Source organism: Ancylomarina sp. (genome assembly GCF_041555295.1).
Lineage (GTDB): Bacteria > Bacteroidota > Bacteroidia > Bacteroidales > Marinifilaceae > Ancylomarina.
This window is the reverse complement of record NZ_JBFFKR010000452.1, coordinates 1-1,819: the sequence shown is the minus strand read 5'-3', so window position 1 is coordinate 1,819 and position 1,819 is coordinate 1. Positions and strand designations below refer to the sequence as shown.

The following is a 1,819-nucleotide window of genomic DNA, read 5'->3' as shown; positions in this document are numbered from 1 at the left end:
TACTTGAAAGGGATGAGAGATAAGCTTCTGTTGCCATAGTCGTACTAAAAAGACTAACTCCAATATTTTCTTTACCCGTTATTTTAAAATCAGATCCCATAAGCTTCTTAAGGCTAACCCTAATATGACATGAAAACAAAACTTGATCATCAGAATTCAGGCGAACTTGACAAGCCTCATCCTGATCTAAAGTAGAAACACGTATATTTTCTCTCAGACGAACATCTTCATATTCGTACTTCTGAAAGCGATCGAATAATTCCTCTTGCAGCTCATTCGAATTTAATCGGCTAATATAATTTTTAAAGGCCGTTCGGGAATAAGGTTTCTCAACTGGTAGTGGAAAATTCACTCCAAATATTTGTTTATTCTTTCCCTGAGGGTCCAACCAAACACTAAGTCCCAAATTATAGATCTTATTCAAAGTTAATGGCGAATTAGTCGCAACAATAAGATCAAGATAGTTCGCATCATTAGACAATTTCAGGGTCAATTCATCTTCAGGGAAAAACACATTAGCTTCTTTTTCATCCAAAGAATTTTCAATAGACGAAGCACGATTCCATGATGATTGCAGTGCAGGCAAACTGCTACACGATGACACTAAAATTGAAAGCCCTAATAGGGGAAACAGAATGAAATTTCTCATGAAGTTTAATCGCTGATTGATCTACAAACTTAAGAAAATCAGAATAAGATTACTCACAATCTTCTACCGTCTCGGTGAAATAAACACCCAGGCTCTCCAACTCCTTTAAAACGGGTTCATAAACTTGTGCTGCGATTGGTATCTGTACACCAGTCAAATTAATCTTCGATTGTAAAATTAGTTTCGCTACAATAGCCATAGGCAATCCAACCGTATAGGCCATCGCTGTATGCTTCTGATCTTTCCCCTCGTAACTCATCGAAGAGGTAATTTGTTTTTCCTGACCATTTAGTTGGTAAACAAACTGATGCTGCATGACTAAAAGATCCTTATCATCTGGATCGAGTGTCCATTTTTCCTCCAGTATTTTCTGTAAAATCATAGCTGGGGTTCCTTCCTTTACGCCTAGTTTTTTATCAGAGAACAAATCCAACCATCTAAACTTTTCCATAATAGGATCCTCAACAGAAACACCTATGCAATCGGCAAATCGCTCTTCAACTGATCGTTCATTATAGGGCAAAAAACTCTCAATATATTCTTGATTAGTCAGATTCTCTGAATCACGCATCACATAAGATTCATCGGTACAACCCAAACTAACAAAAGCGTTCCAAGCCTGACAAAAACCGGGTCGGCGCATGGTACCTCGCAGAATACTTGGAATCTCTTCTATATGGTACAGATTTCGATACGAGAGAGAATCTCTATTGGGGTAAACTTCAAAATCACCATAGCCTGGCATACTAGTCCTTCGTGGATGAGCAAAAACTTGCTGATAGGGTCGGTATTTATATTGTCCCTTCATTTTATATATGGCCACACCTTTTCCCGCCGTTACCACGTTTCTAGGATTCCATGTAAATTTATACTGCCAAATATTGCTCGAACATGATGGTGCCAGAATACCACCACAATAGGATTTGAAACTCAACAGTTCACCTCCCTTGGCTTTAATCTCATCAATAACTTTCATGGCTGACATATGGTCAATACCCGGATCAACACCCAGTTCATTCATCAAAAGGACACCTTTAGTCTTCGCCTTTTTGTGCAAAATCTGCATTTCGGGTGTAATGTATGAAGGACTGATAAAATGCTTAGTCTGTTTCACACACTCGCGAGCGAGCATGGGATGCATAGGTGGTGGCAACATGGAAATAACCAAGT

At 38.8% G+C, this 1,819-nt stretch carries 2 protein-coding genes; both read right to left on the bottom strand.

Translation table 11 applies throughout. The features are described 5' to 3' along the window. Positions 1 to 649 (bottom strand): hypothetical protein (locus tag ABY905_RS17000; RefSeq protein WP_372646048.1); only part of this gene is annotated, 649 nt, incomplete at its 3' end. 49 nt (positions 650 to 698) lie between these two features. Then, a partial coding sequence (locus tag ABY905_RS16995) for a saccharopine dehydrogenase family protein (RefSeq protein WP_372646046.1) occupies positions 699 to 1,819 on the bottom strand: 1,121 nt, incomplete at its 5' end.